This is a genomic window from Thioclava sp. GXIMD2076, assembly GCF_037949795.1.
In the GTDB taxonomy this organism is placed as follows: domain Bacteria; phylum Pseudomonadota; class Alphaproteobacteria; order Rhodobacterales; family Rhodobacteraceae; genus Thioclava; species Thioclava kandeliae.
Map to the genome: position 1 here is coordinate 1 of NZ_CP149934.1, position 19,887 is coordinate 19,887.

Sequence of the window (19,887 nt, forward strand, 5' to 3'; positions counted from 1 at the left end):
CCGGTAAACGGCGGCCGTAACTATAACGGTCCTAAGGTAGCGAAATTCCTTGTCGGGTAAGTTCCGACCTGCACGAATGGCGTAACGATCTCCCCGCTGTCTCAAACGTGGACTCAGCGAAATTGAACTGTGTGTCAAGATGCACACTACCCGCGGTTAGACGGAAAGACCCCATGAACCTTTACTACAGCTTCACACTGGCATCAGGATTGTGATGTGCAGGATAGGTGGTAGCCTTTGAAGCCGGAACGCTAGTTCCGGTGGAGGCATCCTTGAGATACCACCCTTCGCACTCTTGATGTCTAACCGCGGTCCGTTATCCGGATCCGGGACCCTGTGTGGCGGGTAGTTTGACTGGGGCGGTCGCCTCCCAAAGAGTAACGGAGGCGCGCGAAGGTGGGCTCAGACCGGTCGGAAATCGGTCGTTGAGTGCAATGGCAAAAGCCTGCCTGACTGCGAGACTGACAAGTCGAGCAGAGACGAAAGTCGGCCATAGTGATCCGGTGGTCCCAAGTGGGAGGGCCATCGCTCAACGGATAAAAGGTACTCTGGGGATAACAGGCTGATGGTGCCCAAGAGTCCATATCGACGGCACCGTTTGGCACCTCGATGTCGGCTCATCTCATCCTGGGGCTGGAGCAGGTCCCAAGGGTACGGCTGTTCGCCGTTTAAAGAGGTACGTGAGCTGGGTTTAGAACGTCGTGAGACAGTTCGGTCCCTATCTGCCGTGGGTGTAGGATACTTGAGAAGAGTTGCCCCTAGTACGAGAGGACCGGGGTGAACGGACCACTGGTGGACCAGTTATCGTGCCAACGGTAGTGCTGGGTAGCTATGTCCGGACAGGATAACCGCTGAAAGCATCTAAGCGGGAAGCCCCCTTCAAAACTAGGTATCCCTTGAGGGCCGTGGAAGACCACCACGTCGATAGGCTGGAGATGTAAGTGCAGTAATGCATTCAGTTGACCAGTACTAATTGCCCGATTGGCTTGATTTGATCCAGTAGTAGACAGACACTCCTACAGATCAAAATCATGCATACGAACACAACTTGACTTGGACGCTCTTTATTCGGTTTGGTGGTCATAGCGCTGGCTATACACCCGGTCCCATTCCGAACCCGGCCGTTAAGGGCCAACACGCCAATGGTACTGCGTCTCAAGACGTGGGAGAGTAGGTCACCGCCAAACCTAATAAAGAGCGTCAATCATCTCTATAACGATACCCCCCCAATCAGACACATCCTTACGCGGGATGGAGCAGCCCGGTAGCTCGTCAGGCTCATAACCTGAAGGTCGTAGGTTCAAATCCTACTCCCGCAACCAAATAAAAAGCCGTCTCATCAGAGGCGGCTTCGCGCATTCTTGACACAGCAAAAATAGACCGGAAAATCCGCTCAGAAGAGCGAATGAAGACGGGCATCAAGAGCCTCCGCCTGCAAAATCTCCAGACGCACAGGCAATGTCAGCACCTCACCACGCAAGGATGAAGGCAAACGCGCAGCGTCCTTCTCCGTCGTCACAAGCTGTAAACCATCCGCCTGCGCATCATGCAAAAGACGCGACAACAGCGCAGCCGTGAAAGGCTGGTGGTCACCAAGTGACTCCGTCCGAACAACCGACGCACCCAAGCCTCGTAGCGTATCGAAAAACTTCTCTGGATAACCAATCCCCGCAAACGCCAAACACCGCAATCCACGCCAGTCCATACCCGTCGGCAACGGGGCCAGGTGGCCAGTAAAATGAGGGCAGGGAAGATAAGCGCCCCAGCGCGACGCAAAACGCTCTTGCGCCGCAGCCTCCCCGATCGAAACAACAAGATCAGCCCGCGAAAGACCCGCAGATACAGGCTCCCGCAACGGACCCGCTGGAAGGCAAAGCCCGTTCCCAAAACCTCGACCCGCATCCACAACCACAATGCTCAGATCCTTCACAAGCGCAGGGTTCTGGTGACCGTCATCAAGCACAATCACATCCGCCCCCGCAGCACAGGCCGCAACACCGCCCGCCGCACGGTCCTTCGACACCCAGACAGGCGCGAAGGACGACAACAAAAGGGGCTCATCCCCGACAGCCGAGGCATCATGCACACGCGCATCAACCCGCACAGGACCAATCAACCGGCTGAAGCTGTACGGAATGAAGGCAGCATATGATGAACTGATCACCACGGCAGCGAAGCGATAGCACGTGCTTCAGAAGATCGTGATGAGTTTCTGAATGCGGAGATGATCGAAAAGCTGGCGCGATCAAACAAGTACCAGATAACCATCGCGGAGCTCTCCTTGGCCAAAGAGGTCGATGAGCTCACCTTCGAGGGAAAGCCAGTAAATGCGTTTCTGGTACGGGCCCTCGCCCCCGGTGACGCCTCGATCAGCGGCACCGGAATTGGCGAGCCACACGGTGCCTTCGGCATCATGCGATCCTGTATCAGGCGCTCTAAACGCGGCCGGTTTTTCAATGTGGTCGCACTCGTTAAAAATTGGTTGCCGAGGCCCTGCTGACCGCCAATGCCACACCGCTGATCTGCTCTGCCGCTTTGTCTTTCTGATCCTGCATGAACTGGGTTATCTGCCGCTCGCGTAAGCCGTTATACAGCGCTCGTCCGACCTTACCAGCCGCCTTTACGAGCGGCCTTCGAGGATCTTAATGACCGATCTCGACTTCGAAGAGTGGTTCGGTCTTCTGCGATCTCAAGAGGATGACAGCTTTCCCCGATCGCCTCAGGCATCATTGTGACATGGGCGAAATCAGCAACGAGAGTTGCCTCTTCAAGGCTCGCGCAGAACTAGAGGCACGCTGACCCGACGCAGCTGCGCTGTGTGATGGTTACGCCGCGTTGCGCTACTTGCCGCAGAGCCGGAAGCGTCAAGGTAAGACGTCGATTGAGGGTCAATATTCGGTGCCGTTTGACGGCCTTACAAGCAATCCGGTGGCTTTGGACACCTCGCCGATGGTCATTCTGTCCCTCCATCTGCAGCGGATCACGATAGCGCAGCAAGGTGTTTGGAACAGGGCGGGGACCGGCACGTTGGGTCTGAAGCCGATCTTTTCGTCCTTCATGCTTGACCCTCCAGTGAGTGGAGGCCCTATCTGGAGAGGCGGACCAGCCAAAAGGACCCGCGATCATGAAAGACCACGCCCATTCCTCTACTGTTACCCGCGATCCGGTCTGCGGCATGACGGTCGATCCGCATGCCGGAAAGCCCCGTGCCACGCATGATGGCCATAGCTACCATTTCTGCTCTCAGGGCTGTCACGACAAATTCGTGGCCGCGCCCGAAGACTATATCGAGGCCAAGGATCCGGTCTGTGGTATGACGGTCAATCGCGGGACGGCGGCGCATTTCCACAAGCTGGAGGGCGAGAAATTCTATTTTTGCTCCGAAAACTGCGAGAGAAAATTCAAGGCGGATCCCGAGGCCTATCTGGGCGATCGACCCGCGCCGAAGGCAATGCCCGAGGGCACGCAATATACCTGTCCTATGCATCCCGAGATTGTCGAGGACCAGCCGGGAGATTGCCCGAAATGCGGGATGGCGCTGGAACCCATGACACCTTCTGCCGATCAGGGACCGAACCCCGAGCTTGTCGATTTCCGCAAGCGGCTGTGGATCGCGGGGCCGCTGGCGGCGGCGGTGTTCATCCTCGAGATGGGAGCACATATCGGGGTGCCGTTCGAGGACTGGATCGGGGCGCGGCCCTTCCTGTGGCTGCAATTCGCCTTGGCGACGCAGGTTCTGTGGCTGTGTCGTCCGTTCTTTGTGCGGGGCTGGAAATCTGTCACCAACCGCTCGCCCAATATGTGGACGCTGATCGCGCTGGGGACGGCGGCGGCCTACGGGTTCTCGCTGGTCTCGCTGCTGGCCCCCGACATTTTTCCCGAGGCGCTGCGGGATATGCACGGCCAGCCGCCGGTCTATTTCGAGGCGGCGGCCGTCATTCTGGTGCTGGTGCTTCTGGGCCAGATCATGGAGCTGACCGCCCGCGAGAAGACGGGCGATGCGATCCGCGCGCTGATGGATCTCGCGCCCAAAACCGCGCGGCGGGTGAATGACGCGGGCGAGGAGGACGTGCCGCTTGATCGGGTGCAGGCCGGGGACCGGCTACGGGTGCGCCCGGGCGAGACGGTGCCGGTGGATGGGGCCATCATCGAAGGCGGTTCGACCATCGACGAGAGCATGCTGACGGGCGAGCCCGTTCCGGTGGAAAAGGCTGAAGGCGATACGGTGACCGGCGGCACACTCAATAAAACCGGCAGCTTTGTGATGGAGGCGCAATCGGTAGGGGCCGAAACGACACTTTCGCGCATCGTGTCGATGGTGGGGCAGGCACAGCGGTCGCGCGCGCCCATTCAGGGGCTGGCCGACCGTGTGGCGCTCATTTTCGTGCCGGCGGTGGTGGCCTGTGCGCTGCTGGCCTTCATTGCGTGGATGGTCTTCGGCCCGTCTCCGGCGCTTGGCTATGCGGTGGTGGCCGCCGTTTCTGTGCTGATCATCGCCTGTCCCTGTGCGCTGGGGCTGGCCACACCGATGTCGGTGATGGTGGGCACGGGTCGCGGGGCGTCCGAAGGGGTGCTGGTGCGCGATGCAGAGGCGCTCGAACGCTTTGCCAAGGTAGATGTGCTGGTGGTCGACAAGACCGGCACCCTGACCGAAGGCCGCCCGACCCTGACCGATGTGGTCGTGCTGGAAGGCGAGGAGGAGCACATCCTGTCGCTGGTGGCAGCTCTTGAGCGGGGATCGGAACATCCGTTGGCAGAAGCCATTCTGGCAGAGGCGAAAGACGCGCCGAGGCTCGAGGCAGAAGGGTTCGAGGCGATCACCGGTAAGGGCGTGAAAGCGCGGATTGACGGCCATCAGGTAGCCTTTGGCAATGCTGCCCTCATGCGCGATTGTGGCGCCGATCCGGAGAAGGTGACAGACCGGATCGAGGCGCTCCAGGACGAAGGCAAGACGGCAATGATGCTGGCCCAAGCAGACCGGATCATCGGCGTGATTGCGGTGGCCGACCGCATCAAGGACACAACCCCCGAGGCGATCCGCGCGCTACATGAGGCGGGGCTGCGCATCGTGATGGCGACCGGCGATAGCGCGCGCACCGCGGCGGCGGTGGCCCGCAAGCTGGGGATTGACGAGATCCGCGCCGGTGTCTCGCCCGAGGGTAAGGCCAAGCTGGTGGAGGAGCTGCGCAAGGGAGGTGCTTCTGTTGCCATGGCGGGCGACGGGGTCAATGACGCACCCGCGCTGGCGGCTGCCGATGTCGGCATCGCGATGGGCACGGGGGCCGATGTCGCCGTGGAAAGTGCGGGGCTGACGCTGGTGAAGGGCGATCTACGCGGCATCGTCAAGGCGCGCAGGCTGGCGCAGGCGGTGATGCGCAACATCCGCCAGAACCTCTTCTTTGCTTTTGCCTATAACACGGCTGGCGTGCCGATTGCGGCGGGGATCCTTTATCCGGTCTTCGGGGTGCTTCTGTCGCCGGTCATCGCGGCACTGGCCATGAGCCTGTCCTCGGTCTCGGTGATCGGCAATGCGCTGCGGTTGCGGGGGCAGAAACTCTGATCTCGGGAATGTGACCTGACGCCGGATGGGGCAGAGGATATGTTGCGGGCATGGGAACGATGCTCCGCTTTCTGCGTCCCGTTCTGGTGATGACGCTCGTGCTCTGGTCCGTCTTCGGGCCGGGGGCCAGCTTTGCATCCATGATTCAGCCTGCCGATCGCTGCTGCACCGTAACGGCGCAGCATGGCCACCACCACGACAGCCACACCCATAGCGCGTCCTGTATGATGGATTGCCTTCTGTCGCAGGCCGCACAGGACGAGAGCGCACCGCTCGCGTTCCGCCCGCTTGCCCGCGAGATGAACATGTCGGGCTTCCGGCTTGATCTGGCCTCCCGGAACGTGGCGCCGCCCCTTCGTCCCCCACGTTCCTGATCTTCGCCAAAACCTCTTCCCCAACGGTTTTACGGAGATTTCCAATGACCACACTGACCCGTCGCGGCTTTCTGGCCGCAAGTGTTGCCACATCTGCTGGCCTGTTTCTTCCTGCCCGTGTGAAGGCGCAAAGCACAGCGCAGGGCCTCAAGGCGACCACCCGCGTCCTAGAGGTGAACGGACGCGCGGCCAGTGTCATGGGCCTTGTGAATGCACAGGGCAGCCAAGGGCTGAGCCTCGCGCCCGGCGAGCGCTTCCACGTCGATCTGACCAACGATCTCGATGTCGAGACGATCATCCACTGGCACGGGCAAATCCCGCCCAATGCGCAGGATGGCGCGCCCAATACCAACCCGATGCTGAAGGTGGGCGAGACCCTCGCCTATGATTTCACGCCCCGCGCGGGCACGTTCTGGATGCATTCGCATTTGCCCCAGCACGAGTTGGGCCTGCTGGCGGCCCCGCTTATCGTCCATAGTTCGGATGAGCTGGCCGAGGACCGGCAGGAGGTCGTGATGTTCCTGCATGATTTCAGCTTCCTCGCGCCGGAGGAGGTGCTCGACACGCTGGCCGGTGGTCACATGGAGGGTCATCAGATGGCGGGACACCAGATGGGCTCCGCGCCCATGTCGCATGGGAATATGGCGGGCATGGATATGTCCGGCATGACAATGGACCACTCCAGCGGAGCGAAGATGAACCATATGTCCGGTATGGCGATGGATCTGAACGATTTCGAGTTCGACGCCTATCTCGCCAATGACCGCACACTCGACGATCCGGAGGTTGTGACGGTGGAGAGGGGCGGGCGCGTCCGTCTCCGTGTCATCAACGGTTCCTCGATGACCGCCTACTGGCTCGATCTTGGCGCGCTCGAGGGGGCGTTGGTCGCGGTGGATGGCGAGCAGCTCCAGCCCGTGACAGGCAGCCGTTTCCCGATCTCTCCGGCGCAGCGGATGGATATCGTGCTCGATCTACCTGCGCAAAGCGGGGCTTATCCGGCTCTTGCCAAGCGTGAGGGCAGCATGAAACAGACGGGGCTCGTTCTGGCCAGCGCAGGGGCTACGGTCGCAAAACTGTCCGGCGATGCGCAAGTCGAGACACCGGCCGCGACGCAGGATCTTGATCTGGAATACCGGCTGCGGGCAGTGCAGAGCCTTCCCGTGCGCGAGGTCAGTCGTCATCACGATGTCATGCTGAGCGGCAGCATGGACCCCTATCGCTGGACGATCAACGGTCAGGTCTGGGCCGATCACGAGCCGATCCCGGTGATCCATGGCGAGCGGGTCGAGATGACCTTCCACAACATGTCGATGATGGCGCATCCGATGCATCTGCATGGCCATGTGTTCCAGGTCGTGGCGATCAATGGCCGCCGTTTTGCGGGCGCCAGACGCGATACGGTCGTGGTGCCGCCGATGAATATGGTCACCATCGCCTTCGATGCGGGCGAGGCCGCGCGCTGGATGCTGCATTGCCACCATATGGGCCATCTCGCGACAGGGATGATGACCGAGTTGCAGGTCGCGGCAAGCGCCTGACGGGGTCGGTCTAGGCTTCCTCACGATAAGGTCCTTACGACGCTTCCCCATGGGCAATTCCGGTTGCCCCACTGGCGCAGGAGACCTCTCCTGCGCCAGTTTCGTCTGACGCATGAACGCCAGAGCACGTATTTTCAGTATACCAGTAAGAAAGGTTTAGGATCTCGTTAGGCCGGAATGTTTTGGTAGGTATGGAGTCTCTGCGTGTCAATTAGGACATAATGGTAGAAAATAGTATAAATAATCGGCATATATAAAAGCATGAGCTAAAAACATTCGGAAGTCCGGATTTGTGCGTGATCCGTAGCTAAAGGCGAGTCTTAATTTCAGTATACAAAAACTGGATGGGTGTCTCGCGATGAAACAGATGAGCCTCGGGCTTTCGATGCGGTATCACGGTTATCATGTGGCAGCCTGGCGCCATCCGGAGTACCGGCCGGGATGTAATCTCGATTTCTCCAGTTACCGTGCGATTGCGCAGGCCGCCGAGGCCGAGAAGCTGGATATGATCTTTTTCGCCGATGGTCTGGCGGTGCGTGGGGTCGACCGGCCCGAAGGCGCGATGTCGCATGACATGCGCAATGCCGAGCTGGAACCGCTCACGCTGCTGGCCGCGATCGCCGGGGCGACGCGCCATATCGGCCTCGTGGCGACCGCCTCCACCACCTATAACGAACCCTATCATATCGCGCGTAAATTCGCCTCGATCGACCATATCTCGGGCGGTCGTGCGGGCTGGAATGTGGTGACTTCATGGTCCGATCAGGAGGCACAGAATTTCAACAAGACCGCCAATCTCCCGCGTGAGGAACGCTACGCGCGCGCTGCGGAATTCGTCGATGTGACCAAGGGGCTCTGGGCCTCCTGGGAGGAGGACGCGTTTGTCCGCAACAAGGAAACAGGCGAGTTTTACGACCCCGAGAAGGTGCATGTCCTCGATCACGAAGGCGCTTTTTTCAAGGTGCGCGGGCCGTTGAATTCGGCACCCACCCCGCAAGGGCATCCGGTGATCGTGCAGGCGGGGGCCTCGGCGCAGGGGCGGGACATTGCCGCGCGCCATGCCGATATCGTCTATACCGTCGCGCAGACGGTCGAGGAGGCGCGGGACTTCTATGCCGATCTGAAATCGCGTGCGGCAGAGCTGGGCCGCGAGGAGCCGCCGCTCATCATGCCGGGGATCACGCTCTATGTGGGGGCGACGCAGGCCGAGGCGCAGGCGAAATTCGACGAACTGCAGGCGCTCATCGACCCGCTGGCGGGGCTCAATATCCTCTATAATTTCGTAGGCGATCTGTCGGGTTATCCGTTGGATGGTCCGGTGCCGCAGGATTTGCCGCATAGCAATATCTCGATTGCCAAGGGCCTCTTGCAAAAGGCCAAGGACGAGGATCTGACCATCCGCCAGCTCTACGAGACTGTCGCGGCGGGCTTTACGGGGCGCTACATGATCGGCACGCCCGAGAGCATCGTCGATGACATGCAGCTGTGGTTCGAGACGGGGGCCTGTGACGGGTTCAATATCTGTCCGCCGCTCCTGCCGCAGGGGATGGAGGATCTCTCGCGCTTCATCCTGCCCGAGCTGCGCAGCCGCGGGTTGTTCCGCACCGACTATCCGGGCACGACGCTGCGCGAGACGCTGGGCCGCAAGCGCCCCGTTTTCGGCGCAGCCAGGACGCTGGCCGAGGCGTAAGCGCCTCTCTCTAATTCCGTCTTCGTCAAACGATCCGCATCAACGCGGGCAGCAACAGGGAAAGACTGCAATGACCTCCTCGATTTCCAGACGTCTTGTTTTGCAAAGCATGGGCGCGGCCAGCCTGCTGGGCGGGCTTGGCCTGTCAACCCGTGCCGCGATGGCGCAATCCACCAGCCTGCGCGCCGCGATCACCGGCTATAGCGTGATCAATACGCTCGATCCGGCGCAGGCGACCTTGATCCCCGAATATTATGTGATGTGGAGCACCTTCAACGGGTTGATGAAATTCGACGCCGATATGAAGCTCGTGCCCGATCTGGCCGAGAGCTATAGCCCGATCGAGACCGGTGGGTTCGAGTTCAAGCTGCGCCCCGGCGTCAAATTCCACAATGGCGAGGTGCTCAGCTCGGAAGATGTGAAATTCTCCTTCGAGCGGGTGATGTCGCCCGATCTGGCCTCGCCCAATGCCTCCAAGCTCTCCGAGGTCAGCAAGATCGAGACGCCCGATCCCCTCACTGTGCGTATCCATACCAAAGCGCCCTATGCGCCGCTGCTGACCTTCCTGTCCAATAGCCGGACTGGTACGCAGATCATCAACAAGAAAGCCTTCGAGGAGATGGGCGCCGATGCCTTCTCGCGCGCGCCCGTTGGGACCGGTGCTTATAAGGTCAAGGAATGGAATGCGGGCGAGGGGCTGACGCTCGAGGCCCATCCCGAGTATTTCGAGGGCGCGCCGTCCTTTGCCAAGATCGAGGTGCCGCTGATTGCCGAGGAAGCCTCGGGTGTGACCGCACTCAAGGGCGGGCAGATCGATATGACCTCGACCGTTCCCGCCGCCGATGTGGCGCAACTCATGAAGGATGACAGCGTCACGCTCCTGCGCCAGCCGGGGCTCAACACGCGCTTCATCTCGATCAACCTCACCAAGGCGCCCTTCGACGATATCCATTTCCGCCGCGCCATCTCGATGGCCTTCCAGCGCGAGGCGATCGTGCAGGCTGTGCTCTTTGGCGAGGGCGTGGCCGCGGACGGGATCATCCCGCCGCAGCTGGCCGAGTATCAATCCGGCACCACCCGCAAATACATGACCTATAATCCCGAGGCCGCCAAAGCCGAGCTTGCCAAGTCCAAATACAAGCCCGACGAGATGGAGGTGCCGGTGATCACATGGGGTGGCGGCTGGTGGAAGCGTTTTGCCGAGATCTTCGTGGCGCAGGTCAATCAGGTGCTGGGCACCAAGCTGACCGTCGAGGTCACCGATGCCAATGCCGCCTATGCGCGCCAGAAATCGGGAGATTTCGTGGCCGGTGTCTGGGGCTGGCTCGGAATGGTCGACCCCGATGAATATGTGGGCGGTTTGCTGACCAGCACCGGCTGGCGCAATTTCCAGGGCTATTCCAATGCGCAGGTCGATGAACTGGCGGCCAAGGGCGCAGCCGAGACCGACCCCGCCAAACGTCCCGAATTCTACAAGCAGGCCGAGGATATCGCGATGGACGAGGTGGCGCTGATCCCGTGTTTCTTCTCCAATATCTCGAACTTGCTGCGTCCCGGCATCGAGGGCTTCGACCAGAAAGCCTATTCGAATTACGGCGACCAGTTCTACAAGATGAAGGAGGCCTGATCCCATGTCGGATCTGATCGGGGCCGAGGCGCCGCCCGGACTGTCCTTCGCCGAAAGATGGGGGCCGCTTGCCGCCTATCTGGCAAAGCGGATACTGGGTGGGCTCGTGGTGCTGCTGGCGGGCACTCTGGTGGTGTTCCTGACCATGCAGGCGGCGCCGGGCGATCCTGCTCTGGCCGCATTGGGCGAGAATGCGACGCCGGATGCCATCGCGGCCTTCCGTGCCGAATACGGCCTCGATCAACCGGTCTGGATGCAGTATCTCGGCTGGCTCGGCGGGTTCGTCACCGGCGATTTCGGCCAGTCTCTGGCGGTCGCACGGGGGCTGCCGGTGGCGGGGCTTATCGCGCAGAAGCTGCCTGCCACGATCTTCGTGGGGACGCTTGCGCTGGTGCTGGCGGTAGTGATCTCGCTCGTGCTGGGCACAGCGGCGGCGCTGCGCCGTGGCAGGGCCACCGACACCATCGCCACCTCGATCGCGGTTTTCGGCATCTCGATGCCCGATTTCTGGATGAGCTATGTGCTGATCTTCGGGCTGTCGCTGGGGCTCGGGTTGTTTCCGGCCTTCGGCTATGTCGCGCCCTCCGAGAGCCTCACGGGCGCGTTCCATGCCGCCTTTCTGCCGGCGCTGGCCATTGCAGCCCCGATGGCTGCGGTCTTTGCCCGCACCTTGCGGGCCGTGTTGATCGAGACGATCTCGCGGGCACATGTGACGGCGGCCACGTCCTTCGGCTTGCGAAGGAGCTTCATCTTCCTTCACTATGTGCTGCGCAACTCGCTCGTGCCCTATCTCACGGTGGTCGGGCTGCAGATCCGCTACATCCTTGGCGGGGTCGTCGTGGTCGAGCGGATCTTCGGCATTCCGGGCATCGGCTCGCTGATGGTCGATGGCGCTTTCGCGCGTGATTATGCCGTGCTGCAGGCCTGCACGGTGGTGTTTCTGGTCATCGTGCTGGCGGTCAATCTGGCGGTCGATTGCCTCTGTGCGGCGCTCGATCCGCGCCAGACGGTCAAATAAGGCCGGATAAGGGGTATCCTATGTCATCGTTCAAACGTCTTCTACACCATCCGACGGGGCTTGTGGGCTTTCTCATCGTGGTCGTGATGGTCGCTGTGGTGGTGATCGGGCCGCATGTTATCGGCTATGGTCCCGAAGATATGGATTTCATGGCGATGCTGGCCCCGCCGAGCCTCGCGCATCCGTTCGGCACCGACAGTTTCGGGCGCGATGTCCTGTCACGCGTGCTGCAGGGGGCGCAGGTCTCGCTGGTAATCTCTGCGGGCTCGATCCTGCTGGCAGCGGCTCTGGGCTCGGCCATCGGGATCATGTCGGGCTATTGGGGAGGGTGGGTCGATAGCGTGCTGATGCGTCTCATGGATCTGCTCTTTGCCTTCCCCAGCTTTATTCTGGCGATGCTCCTGATGGTGCTTTTCGGCTTTTCCACCGCCAATCTCGTGGCCGCGATCGCGCTCGTCTATCTGCCGATCTTTGCCCGTATCACCCGCAACAATACCGGCCTGATCCGCGAGGAACCCTTCGTGCAGGCCGCCCGCCTGATGGGGCGGCATCCGCTGGCGATCATGGTCTCCGATATCCTGCCCAATATCCTCGCGCCGATCCTCGTGCAGGCGTCGGTGGGGGTGGCCTTTGCCATCATCCTCGAGGCGGGGCTGAGCTTCATTGGTCTCGGCGTGCAGCCGCCTACGCCGAGCCTTGGTGGCATCATGGCCGATGGGCGCGAATATTTTTCCCGTGCGCCTTGGGTGCTGACGATGAGCGGCGTGGCCATCTCGATCGCGCTTCTGGGGATTAATCTTCTGGGCGATGGGCTGCGTGATCTGACCGACCCCAAACTGCGCGAAAGGGCCTGAGCCATGAAGCAACCTCTGGTAACGATCCGCAATCTGAAGGTCGCATTCGGCAAGGGGGCCTCGCGCAAAGAGGTGCTGCACGGGGTCGATCTCGATCTTTACCGTGGCGAGATCTTGGGGATAATTGGCGAGTCCGGCTCTGGCAAGACCATGACCGGCATGGCTTTGCTGCGGCTTCTGCCCGGAAATGCGCATGTGACCCAGGACGAGCTACGCTTTGATGGCGCGGCGCTTCCCGCGCTGAGCGAGGCCGAGTTTGACGGGCTGCGCGGTGTGCGCATGGCGATGATCTTTCAGGATCCCGTGGGCTCGTTCAACCCCGTCAAGCGTATCGGCTGGCATTTCGAGCAGATCTTTGCCCGTGTCGAACGTCGCGGGATGAAGGCCCGCAGCGAGACGGCGCCACGCGCGCGGGCGATCGCGCTGATGCAGGAGGTGGGTATCCGCCGCGCCGAGGAAAGTATCGACCTCTATCCCCACCAGTTGTCGGGCGGCATGTTGCAGCGGGCGTTGATCGCGCTGGTGCTGGCGCTCGAGCCCGATCTGATCGTGGCGGACGAGCCTACGACCAATCTCGACAAGGTGGTCGAGCACCAGATCCTCACGCTTTTCCGCGCGCTGCAGCAACGTCTTGATGCGGCGATGATCTTTGTCACCCATGATATGGCGGTCGCGGCCTCGCTATGTGACCGGATTGCGGTGATGCGCGCGGGCGAGGTGCTCGAGGTGGCCCCTGCCACACAGCTCTTCGAGGCGCCGCAACATGAATACACGAAACTCCTGATCGATACGGCCCGCGCGCTCTCGCGCCCTGCAACGGCTGCGCCGAGCATTGTCAAGGAGCCGCTTTTCGAGGTCGAGAACCTTTCGCTCACCTTCCCGCCGGTGGGCCCCCGCGCGGCCTTCAAGGCGTTGAAGGATATCTCGCTCGAAATCCGCAAGGGCGAGGTGATCGGCCTTGTGGGAGAATCCGGTTCGGGCAAGACCACGCTCGGGCGCTGTCTGCTGCGGCTTTATGATCCCACCGGCAAGATCACCTATAAGGGCCGCGACATCACCCGCATGGGCGAGACGGGCCTGCGCAAGATCCGGCGCGAATTGCAGATGGTATTCCAGGATCCGGGTGGCTCGTTCAATCCGCGCAAGACGATGGGCCAGTCGCTCGGCGAGGCGCTGCGGCTCACCGGCCTGCGCGACAAGGCGCAGCTTGCAGCACAGGTGCGCGCACTTCTGGAGCGCGTGCGGCTTACGCCCGAGCATGCCGGGCGCTATCCGCACGAACTGTCGGGCGGGCAGCTGCAGCGTGTGGCAATCGCGCGTGCGGTCTGCCTGCAGCCCTCGCTGATCGTCGCCGACGAGGCCGTGTCGAAGCTCGATGTCTCGGTGCGGGCGGGGGTTCTGGACCTCTTCCGCGAGATCCAGCGCGAGCAGGGTCTCTCGATGGTCTTCATCACCCATGATCTGGAGGTGGCGCGCTATATGTGCGACCGCATCGCGGTGCTCTATCATGGCGAGCTGCTGGAGATCGGGCCGACCGAGGAGATTTTCGCCAACCCTCGCCACGCCTATACGCAGACGCTGCTGAAGACGCTCGATCATAGCCTTGGCGGGCGCGATTTCGGGCGTGCGGGCTACGGCCCGAAGGTCGCCTGAGGCGCCCGTTCAGATCGCCTTCATCGCGGCGCGCAGGCGGGCCCCTGCGGCATCGACCTGGCGCCTCCGTTCGTCCAGCCGGTTGAGGCCGAGCCGGATGCGTGCCTGTGCCGAGATGATGCCGCTTGCCATCGAATCCGCCCCCGGGCCACCGATCGTATTACGGTGGGCGATAAAATGTTCTGGCGCCAGCAGGCTCCGCAGCTCGTCTGTCGAAAGGTCGAAAGCGGGGAAGCCCTCGGCCTGTGCAGCCCGCGCGATATCCTCGGGCGCCAGCGCCGAAAGCGGGCGGGCCGTGGCGTCCAGATCCCGCAGGGCGGCGTCGATGAGGAGCGTGGCATCCGTCCATGAGAGGCCCGAGCGGTCCTGCAGGAGGCGGGTCAGTTCTGGCGGCGGCGAGCGGTAGCCGGTTGCGCCCCCCATGCCCTGATCGGGGACCAGTTCCAGATCCTCGAACAGCCGCGCCATCATCTCCAGCCGCGCGGCAAGTTCACTGGCAAGCTCGCCCAGCTGGCGCTGGTTGGCCAGGCGCTCGACCGGTCCAGCCGCAGTGCTCTCGCTGGTGAAGAGGCCGCTCATGAACCCGATTGCGCGCGTCGAGAAATGGCGCAATTCGAGCAATTGCTCAGGCGCGCGCTCCGATTTCAGAAGGCTCGGGCGCAGGGCCCAGAGTGGCAGCACCATCCGCCGTTCGCAGGGGGACGCATGGCTGAGGATCTCGGTTACGATACCCGCCAGCGTCTGCGCCCAGATCGCCAGAACGCCGGCGCATTCGAGCACCAGATCGCGGCTCTGTGCGGCATCGAGCGTGTTCTCGACCAACCCGTCAAAGCCTAGCAGATCGGCCAGCATCAAGCGGTTGAGCCCGAATTCGGCCCCATTGCCGCTTGCGGCCCCGGCGGGCGAGCGGTTGATCCGGTTATAAAGTGCCACCATCCTCTCGGAATCGCGCGCAAGCGCGCTGTCGGCCATCAGCGCCCAATGTCCGAAATTACGCGGCTCGGCGGGTTCGCCATAGGCGCAATGCAGATAGATCGCCTGTCGATGGGTTTCCGCAAAACCGATGACCGCCTCGCGTAAACGGTAATTGGCCTGCATCAGGCCCAGCAGGGTCTCGCGGCTGCCAATACGGAAATGCAGCGCCAGTCGCTCGGCCTGTGGCAACGGGCCGCCCAGTGGATCATGGAGCGCGCCCTGCCGGTTTCCCTCGATCCCTGCGGCGAGATGTGCGAGGCAGGTGCGCGCCGATCTCGCGTCCAGCCGTCCGGCCTCGACTGCGGCGATCACACGGGCGCGGTCGATCATATCCTCGATTTCGCGGCCCTCGGACAATGAGGGAGCTGCTGGGGATGGGATTGGCGGCATATGGACCTCGTCTCGTCGGGTTTGGGATATAGAAGCGATGTCTTCACGTCAAATGCTCTCCCGCTGGCGGTGCCCGGGACGGGGGGCTGTTTTTGTATTCACTTCCGTCGCGGGGCGGACTATCTGGGGGCAAGTAGCGTGAAGGGGCGCGAGATGGGACTGGCAGATGGCGAGCTGATTGCGCACCGGATCTATGCGGCTGTGCGCGAGCGGATCCTGTCGGGCGCATACCCGCCCGGTTCTGTCTTGCGGCAGGAAGATATCGCGCGCCAGCTGGAGGTCAGCCGCGTGCCGCTGCGTGAGGTGTTTTCGAAGCTCGAGGCCGAAGGGTTCTTGCTGTCGCGCCCGCGGCGGGGCTATGCGGTGGTCTCGCTCGAGGCAGAGGAGATGGCCGAGATTTTCGATCTGCGCAGCGTGCTCGAGCGTCAGGCAGGGCAGATCGCGGCCCGCAAACGCAGTGATGGGGACCTTGCGGCGCTGACGGAGCTGCATCAAGAGATGGTGGCGGCCGATGCCTCGACCCCCGAGGGTCGGCAGATCTGGGCGCAGGCCAATCGGTCTTTCCACGAGCGGATCCTTGCGATTGGCGGACGCGCGCGCCTGCAGCGGATCGCATTGCTGCTGCGCGATCAGGTCGAGCCCTATGTCCGTATGGAGGTCGCCCTCAGCGTGGATGTGGCCGAAGCGATGCAGGACCATCTGGAGATTATCGGGGCATTGCAGGCCGGTGATGCCGAGTTGGCCGGAGATCTGTGTTCGGCCCATTGCCGTCGGACCGAGCGCCGTCTGCTGGATCATCTGGGCAGGGAATGACCGGCGGTTTCGGAGCTGGGCGCGGCTTCACGGCCCAGAAGGCAGGCCAGTGAGAGCGCCGCCAGCAGCGGAAAAAGCGCGACCCCGAGCCCCTGATCGACAAGTGGTCCCGCGACCAGCGGGGCGATCACCTGACCGACGCCCAGACCGGCTGTCACAAAGCCGAAGATCGCCGCCTGATCCGGGCCCTCCGCCAGACCGGCGAGAAGCGTGTCGCGCGAGGGAAGCGCCAGGCCGTTGGCAAGACCTGCCACGCAGATGAGCGCGAAGAGTAGCGGTTGTGGCAGGAGGGTGAGGCTTGCCAATGCCCAGCACAGCGCCGAGCCTCCCATTCCGAACATCAGGCTGCGGGCGGGGAGTAGCCGTCGGGCAGTCATGCCGCCCAGAGCCACACCGAGCGTAATGGCGAGGAGATAGGCACTCAGAAATGTCGTAGCGGCGCCGACTTTCATGCCGCTATAGGCCAGAAGCGCGGGGATCATGAACCCCTGCGAGGCAGCCGAGATCGCTCCGAAGGCCGCAAACAGCCCGAACTGGCGCCGGAAGACGGGGATTTTCCATGCGGGAACGCGTCGGGAGAATCCGGTGTCGTTGGGGATATGCTTTCCGAGCGGTAGCGTATTCAACACAAGCAGGGCGATCAGACCAAGGCAGGACAATGTGGCGGTCAACATCAAGCCCGCGCGCCAGCCTGCAATGAGCCCCCATGCACCGATCAACAGGGGGGCTGCGGCAAAGCCCGCGATACCTGCCAGCGAATGGGTGGCAAAGGCTTCGGCACGGCGCGTGTGGCTGACATGACGGCTCAGCAGTGCCATATCGGCAGGGTGGTAGACCGCATTGGCGATGCCGGCCAGTGCCACACAGATCGCCAGTCCGGTCAGGGACTGGGCCATGGAGGCGGCCAGAAAGGCCAGCGCCGCGCCGATTTGAGCCAGCACCAGAAGAGCCCGCCCGCCGAAGCGGTCGGTGATCCGCCCCATTGGTGTCTGCAAGAGCGCCGTGACGAGGTTGTAGCCGATCATGATCAGACCGAGCGCCGTATATCCGCAGCCGAACTCCTTCTGGAGCAAGGGAAAGAGCGGCGCCAGGGCGAGGATATGGATATGGCTGACAAAATGCACGGTCGAGACAGAAGCGATCACCGTCCAGTCATGGCGGGTCTGGGTCATGGGACGTCCGGAACTAGGGGAGCCGCGCGCCGGAAGTGGCGCGCGCAAGGCGGTCAGGCGGCAGAGCGCGCGGGGATCAGATTGCGCAGCGGGGTGGCAGGGTCTGCCAGCGCGACCGGATCGGGGCTGGCCCCGCTCTCTATGAGCGCAGTCAGCGGGCGCGTGTCGCGGCCCTGGTCGATCATCACCGCTCCGGCGATCTGACCATCCCGCAGATAGATGCGGGTCGAAGGGCCCTCGGGCGCGCCGCGCAGGACGCAGTGATCGGCCCGGAGCGGGCTGCCAAGAACCTGCAGGTTGATCCCCTGCTGGTCGGTCCAGAACCATGGCAGGGGCATGTAGTCGCTGCTCTGTCCCGCCATCGCCCTGGCAACATGGGAACCATGACGCTGCGCATGCTGCCATGTCTGCCAGCGGCTGGGGCTCTGCTGACTATCGGGGAACACGCTCACGTCACCCGCAGCAAAGATATCGGGGGCCGAGGTCCGGCCCGCGCCATCCACGACAATCCCGTGATCACAGGCAATCCCCGCGGCTTCGGCCAGTCCGGTATCGGGAGTGAATCCCACACCAGCCAAGGTCTGATCGACCTCCAGATCGCTGCCATCGCCCAGATGCAGGATCTGCCGCCCGTCGCGGGTGCGCAGGTGATCGAGCCCCGTGCCCATATGGAACTGCACGCCTGAGGCGCGATGGCGCGCCATCAGCAGATCGGAGATCTCGGGCGGCAGCGACCGCGCCATTACCCGATCTCCCAGTTCGATCACATGCACACCAAGCCCCAGCTTGCGCGCGGTCGATGCAACTTCGAGCCCGATCACGCCCGCCCCGATGATCGCGATGTCGAGCGCCTCGCGCAACAGCCCGTGTAGCTTGCGCGCATCCCCGAGATCCCGCAGGCCAAGGATCATTTCCGCCCCCGCAACCGGCAGGGCACGCGCGGTGCCGCCCGTGGTCAGCAGGAGCCGGTCGTAGCCCAGAACCCTTCCGTCCTCGAGCCGGATCTCGTGCGCGTCAGGCCGGATCTCGGCCACGCGCGTTCCGCCCACAAAGGTGATCGCGCCCCAGTCATGCGACTGGGGATCGGGAAAGCTGTCGGCCAGCAGGAACTCTTTCGAGAGCGCAGGGCGTTCATAGGGCAGATACGGGTCGGCATCGATGACCGTCACCTGCCCGTGCTTGGCCAGCTCGCGGGCGGCCGCCATGCCAGCATGGCCCGCGCCGATGATGATGTGATGGGTCATGCCACAGTGTTCTCCAGTAGGCCGATACCCGAGATTTCGACGCTGACCACATCGCCCTTGGCCAGATAGACGGGAGGGGTCATGCCGATGCCCACACCCTCGGGTGTGCCGGTCAGGATGATATCGCCCGGCTCGAGTGTCAGGCGTTTCGACAGTGTCTCTATCAGGGTGGGGATGTCGAAGATCAGATCGGCGATCACCGCATCCTGTCGTTTCTCTCCGTTCACATGGGTGGTCAGCCGCATTGTATTCAGGTCGGCGATTTCGGAGACGGTGCTGATGCAGGGGCCCATCGGGCAGAAGGCATCGATGGATTTTCCGATGAACCACTGGCGGTGGTCCTTTTGCAGGGTCCGCGCGGTGACGTCATTGGCGACTGTATAGCCCCAGACATGGTCCATCGCGTTCTCCTTGCTGATGCCGCGCCCGCCTTTGCCGATGATCACGGCCAGCTCGCCCTCGTAATCGGTGCTCTGGCTGTCATCGAGCCAGGATGGGATCTCGCAGCCCGGACCGGTGACGGTATTGGAGGCTTTGGTGAAGATGATGGGGAAATCGGGCGTGGCCGATTGGCCGGCCGAGGCATCAAAGCCCGAGCGGTGGAATTCGGCGGCGTGGGCGTGATAGTTTTTTCCGACACAGAAGATATTGCGGGCGGGGCGCGGGATCGGTGCCAGCAGCGTGGCATCGGCGGCGGCAATCGGGGTGACGGTGGCGGCCAGCGCCTCGGCCTCGGCCTCGCGCCCGATCAGATCGAGCAGATCGCCTGACCGGCACAGCGCATCCAAGGGTAGAATCTGGCTGCTGTCTTTGGACAGGGCTCCAATGCGGGCCTGATCGATGTTGCCGGATTTCAGAGCGAAGCGAACGAATCTCATGAATTCTCTCCTTTTTCGATTCTGAATACATAATGCGGGTAATTTCCGCCTTTTGAATGCATAAAATGTAAGCACACCCAAGAAATTTGGGGTTACGC

The 19,887-nt window shown here is 62.4% G+C and carries 13 protein-coding genes, 1 tRNA gene, 1 rRNA gene, 2 pseudogenes and 1 other annotated feature; of the genes and pseudogenes, 12 read left to right on the forward strand and 5 right to left on the reverse strand.

All coding sequences use genetic code 11. The annotated features are described in order from the left end of the window. Window positions 1-994 (forward strand) — a sequence feature (23S ribosomal RNA rRNA prediction is too short). A 78-nt stretch (window positions 995-1,072) separates the two neighbouring features. Together rrf and WDB91_RS17090 are read left to right on the forward strand one after the other, a co-directional pair. Beyond that, window positions 1,073-1,187: ribosomal RNA gene (gene rrf / locus WDB91_RS17085) — 5S ribosomal RNA — on the forward strand. A 58-nt stretch (window positions 1,188-1,245) separates the two neighbouring features. Further along, a tRNA-Met gene (locus WDB91_RS17090) sits at window positions 1,246-1,322 on the forward strand. A 71-nt stretch (window positions 1,323-1,393) separates the two neighbouring features. Here WDB91_RS17090 and lpxK read toward each other — a convergent pair. Next, window positions 1,394-2,116 (reverse strand): annotated as a pseudogene (gene lpxK / locus WDB91_RS17095) (tetraacyldisaccharide 4'-kinase); the annotation flags it as partial. 19 nt (window positions 2,117-2,135) lie between these two features. On the opposite strand from lpxK, the pseudogene WDB91_RS17100 reads away from it, so the two are divergent. The 9 genes and pseudogenes from WDB91_RS17100 to WDB91_RS17140 all read left to right on the forward strand — a co-directional run bounded on the left by WDB91_RS17100 (window position 2,136) and on the right by WDB91_RS17140 (window position 14,317). Then, window positions 2,136-2,799, forward strand: a pseudogene (locus WDB91_RS17100) (ATP-binding protein). A 325-nt stretch (window positions 2,800-3,124) separates the two neighbouring features. Beyond that, window positions 3,125-5,560, forward strand: a complete 2,436-nt coding sequence (locus WDB91_RS17105) for a heavy metal translocating P-type ATPase (protein ID WP_339115356.1) — start codon at window positions 3,125-3,127, stop codon at window positions 5,558-5,560. A gap of 50 nt (window positions 5,561-5,610) precedes the next feature. After that, complete coding sequence (locus WDB91_RS17110) at window positions 5,611-5,934, forward strand: hypothetical protein (protein ID WP_339115357.1); 324 nt, start codon at window positions 5,611-5,613, stop codon at window positions 5,932-5,934. Between the two features lie 44 nt (window positions 5,935-5,978). Continuing rightward, window positions 5,979-7,475 carry a multicopper oxidase domain-containing protein gene (locus tag WDB91_RS17115; protein ID WP_339115358.1) on the forward strand — a complete coding sequence of 499 codons (1,497 nt, stop codon included), beginning with the start codon at window positions 5,979-5,981 and terminating at the stop codon, window positions 7,473-7,475. 358 nt (window positions 7,476-7,833) lie between these two features. Further along, complete coding sequence (locus tag WDB91_RS17120; RefSeq protein WP_339115359.1) at window positions 7,834-9,165, forward strand: LLM class flavin-dependent oxidoreductase; 1,332 nt, start codon at window positions 7,834-7,836, stop codon at window positions 9,163-9,165. A gap of 70 nt (window positions 9,166-9,235) precedes the next feature. Then, window positions 9,236-10,792: an ABC transporter substrate-binding protein gene (locus tag WDB91_RS17125; RefSeq protein ID WP_339115360.1), complete on the forward strand. Its 1,557-nt coding sequence runs from the start codon at window positions 9,236-9,238 to the stop codon at window positions 10,790-10,792. A 4-nt stretch (window positions 10,793-10,796) separates the two neighbouring features. Then, window positions 10,797-11,810 (forward strand): ABC transporter permease, encoded by a 1,014-nt coding sequence (locus WDB91_RS17130; protein WP_339115361.1) that lies wholly within the window; start codon window positions 10,797-10,799, stop codon window positions 11,808-11,810. Between the two features lie 20 nt (window positions 11,811-11,830). Beyond that, a complete protein-coding gene (locus WDB91_RS17135; protein ID WP_339115362.1) occupies window positions 11,831-12,664 on the forward strand; it encodes an ABC transporter permease in 834 nt (277 codons plus the stop codon). Between the two features lie 3 nt (window positions 12,665-12,667). Further along, window positions 12,668-14,317, forward strand: a complete 1,650-nt coding sequence (locus tag WDB91_RS17140; RefSeq protein WP_339115363.1) for an ABC transporter ATP-binding protein — start codon at window positions 12,668-12,670, stop codon at window positions 14,315-14,317. Between the two features lie 9 nt (window positions 14,318-14,326). Here the strand turns inward: WDB91_RS17140 and WDB91_RS17145 are convergent, their stop codons facing one another. Further along, a complete protein-coding gene (locus WDB91_RS17145; RefSeq protein WP_339115364.1) occupies window positions 14,327-15,649 on the reverse strand; it encodes a lyase family protein in 1,323 nt (440 codons plus the stop codon). 186 nt (window positions 15,650-15,835) lie between these two features. On the opposite strand from WDB91_RS17145, the gene WDB91_RS17150 reads away from it, so the two are divergent. Beyond that, window positions 15,836-16,495 carry a GntR family transcriptional regulator gene (locus tag WDB91_RS17150; RefSeq protein WP_339115365.1) on the forward strand — a complete coding sequence of 220 codons (660 nt, stop codon included), beginning with the start codon at window positions 15,836-15,838 and terminating at the stop codon, window positions 16,493-16,495. Here the strand turns inward: WDB91_RS17150 and WDB91_RS17155 are convergent. The 3 genes from WDB91_RS17155 to WDB91_RS17165 are packed head-to-tail and all read right to left on the reverse strand — an operon-like array spanning window position 16,477 to window position 19,789. After that, window positions 16,477-17,667 carry an MFS transporter gene (locus tag WDB91_RS17155; RefSeq protein WP_339115366.1) on the reverse strand — a complete coding sequence of 397 codons (1,191 nt, stop codon included), beginning with the start codon at window positions 17,665-17,667 and terminating at the stop codon, window positions 16,477-16,479. The two genes, WDB91_RS17150 and WDB91_RS17155, sit on opposite strands and share 19 nt — an antisense overlap. Window positions 17,668-17,720: 53 nt before the next feature. Next, window positions 17,721-18,911 carry an FAD-dependent oxidoreductase gene (locus tag WDB91_RS17160; protein WP_339115367.1) on the reverse strand — a complete coding sequence of 397 codons (1,191 nt, stop codon included), beginning with the start codon at window positions 18,909-18,911 and terminating at the stop codon, window positions 17,721-17,723. Then, on the reverse strand, window positions 18,908-19,789 hold the full coding sequence (locus tag WDB91_RS17165; protein ID WP_339115368.1) for a fumarylacetoacetate hydrolase family protein: 882 nt from the start codon (window positions 19,787-19,789) through the stop codon (window positions 18,908-18,910). The genes WDB91_RS17160 and WDB91_RS17165 overlap by 4 nt, the downstream gene beginning before the upstream one ends. Window positions 19,790-19,887 lie beyond the last annotated feature (98 nt).

Coding starts and splice junctions, on each gene's coding strand:
- WDB91_RS17105 (WP_339115356.1), top strand. CDS start 3,125: ATGAAAGACCACGCCCATTCCTCTACTGTTACCCGCGATCCGGTCTGC.
- WDB91_RS17110 (WP_339115357.1), top strand. CDS start 5,611: ATGGGAACGATGCTCCGCTTTCTGCGTCCCGTTCTGGTGATGACGCTC.
- WDB91_RS17115 (WP_339115358.1), top strand. CDS start 5,979: ATGACCACACTGACCCGTCGCGGCTTTCTGGCCGCAAGTGTTGCCACA.
- WDB91_RS17120 (WP_339115359.1), top strand. CDS start 7,834: ATGAAACAGATGAGCCTCGGGCTTTCGATGCGGTATCACGGTTATCAT.
- WDB91_RS17125 (WP_339115360.1), top strand. CDS start 9,236: ATGACCTCCTCGATTTCCAGACGTCTTGTTTTGCAAAGCATGGGCGCG.
- WDB91_RS17130 (WP_339115361.1), top strand. CDS start 10,797: ATGTCGGATCTGATCGGGGCCGAGGCGCCGCCCGGACTGTCCTTCGCC.
- WDB91_RS17135 (WP_339115362.1), top strand. CDS start 11,831: ATGTCATCGTTCAAACGTCTTCTACACCATCCGACGGGGCTTGTGGGC.
- WDB91_RS17140 (WP_339115363.1), top strand. CDS start 12,668: ATGAAGCAACCTCTGGTAACGATCCGCAATCTGAAGGTCGCATTCGGC.
- WDB91_RS17150 (WP_339115365.1), top strand. CDS start 15,836: ATGGGACTGGCAGATGGCGAGCTGATTGCGCACCGGATCTATGCGGCT.
- WDB91_RS17155 (WP_339115366.1), bottom strand. CDS start 17,667: ATGACCCAGACCCGCCATGACTGGACGGTGATCGCTTCTGTCTCGACC.
- WDB91_RS17160 (WP_339115367.1), bottom strand. CDS start 18,911: ATGACCCATCACATCATCATCGGCGCGGGCCATGCTGGCATGGCGGCC.
- WDB91_RS17165 (WP_339115368.1), bottom strand. CDS start 19,789: ATGAGATTCGTTCGCTTCGCTCTGAAATCCGGCAACATCGATCAGGCC.